General features: G+C 48.0%; 3 protein-coding genes. All 3 read left to right on the forward strand.

The window, feature by feature from the left end:
• Positions 1 to 74 precede the first annotated feature (74 nt).
• The 3 genes from D5281_RS25135 (at position 75) to D5281_RS25145 (ending at position 788) form a co-directional block, all read left to right on the forward strand.
• Entirely contained in the window at positions 75 to 329 is a 255-nt protein-coding gene (locus D5281_RS25135; protein ID WP_277935639.1) for a sigma-70 RNA polymerase sigma factor region 4 domain-containing protein, read from the forward strand.
• 145 nt (positions 330 to 474) lie between these two features.
• Positions 475 to 633: a hypothetical protein gene (locus D5281_RS25140; RefSeq protein ID WP_016226768.1), complete on the forward strand. Its 159-nt coding sequence runs from the start codon at positions 475 to 477 to the stop codon at positions 631 to 633.
• Positions 633 to 788 carry a DUF7768 domain-containing protein gene (locus tag D5281_RS25145; RefSeq protein WP_160562564.1) on the forward strand — a complete coding sequence of 52 codons (156 nt, stop codon included), beginning with the start codon at positions 633 to 635 and terminating at the stop codon, positions 786 to 788. The genes D5281_RS25140 and D5281_RS25145 overlap by 1 nt, the downstream gene beginning before the upstream one ends.
• The last annotated feature ends 56 nt before the right edge of the window (positions 789 to 844 follow it).

Below are 844 nucleotides of genomic sequence, written 5' to 3' on the forward strand. Positions count from 1 at the left end.
GACAGGAAAATGGGTGATTTCACGACAGCAGGTGAGGTCGAATCTGTGACAGCTCATGAAGTTATTAACACGATATGCGGACGGAGCTTTTTGCGGAGAGCATGGAGGAACTGGCGGAAAAGCGGATGCTGCTTGGTGTCCTGCAGGACGCTATGGATTCCCTCCTGCCGGAAGAACGGGAGCTTGCCATGAAGGTGTTCGGGGAGGAAATGAGTGTTTATGAATATGCGCGGGTGACGGGAGGCAACAGGCGGACGCTTGATTTCCGCAAAAACAAGGTCATGGAGAAACTGCGCCATTTTTTCCGGGAGCATGGATTTGACGTGTGATTCTCTCCATATTCGACAGGAAAAGATACGTTTGTCGAACGGTTTTCAAAAAAGTTTTATTTTTCATTGCCTGTTTTCAAAAAAGTGTCATTACGACAGTGAAGGGGTACAAGATTATCTGCCCCGGAAAGGAGGAATGGAACCTATGGAAAAATCACAGGAGCTTATCGGCATCTTGCAGGCAATCAGCATCGTTGCGAAAAGCCTCGCTGCCAAGCTGATGCAGATCGAGAAGGAAGTGGAAGCCTACGAAGCCGCAAAAGCGGCGCATGACAGGAAAATGAAGAAAGGATGGAGGCGCTGATGCGTAAGAAGGTTTTTATCTGCAGCCCCTTCCGCGGCGACATGGAAGGGAATGCAAGGAAAGCGGCGGCCTACTGCCGCATGGCGTGTGAGGAAGGGCATCTCCCCATTGCTGTTAATAACTTCATGAGCTGTCACAGAGAGTGTGTGAAATAATTTCTGTAAATTAAGATCTTCTATGATAAGTTAATAAGAAAGGTAGGTGCTTTTAT

It is taken from the genome of Parablautia muri (assembly GCF_009917485.1).
Lineage (GTDB): Bacteria > Bacillota > Clostridia > Lachnospirales > Lachnospiraceae > Suilimivivens > Suilimivivens muri.